Annotated in this window: 1 protein-coding gene; it reads left to right on the forward strand. The window is 73.3% G+C overall.

The genetic code is table 11. From position 1 onward, the window contains the following. A partial coding sequence (locus JHN63_RS53825; RefSeq protein WP_234478993.1) for a CoA transferase occupies nt 1-359 on the forward strand: 359 nt, incomplete at both ends.

Consider the following 359-nt stretch of genomic DNA (forward strand, 5'->3'; position numbering starts at 1 on the left):
ACTCCCCGCCAACCCCCAGCTCGCCGCCCGCGACTTCTTCACCCGGGTACGGACACCGGAGGGCGAGCGGACCGACCTAGGCTTCCCCTTCGCGTTCCCCGAGGGCCACCGGGTACGGGAGTTGACGGTCCGGGACGTGGGCGCGGACCAGGAGGTGCTGCACGCCGGACCGCGGACCGAACGCCCGGTGCGGCAGGCCTCCGCAGAGCCCGCCCTGCACGGCATCCGCGTGCTCGACCCGACCTGGGTCCTCGCCGGCCCGTACTGCACGAAGATCCTCGCCGACCACGGCGCCGACGTGATCAAGGTCGAGTCCATGGGCCGCCCCGACCCCACCCGCTTCGCCCCCTTCATGCACC

This window comes from Streptomyces sp. MBT65, assembly GCF_016612545.1.
Taxonomy (GTDB): domain Bacteria; phylum Actinomycetota; class Actinomycetes; order Streptomycetales; family Streptomycetaceae; genus Streptomyces.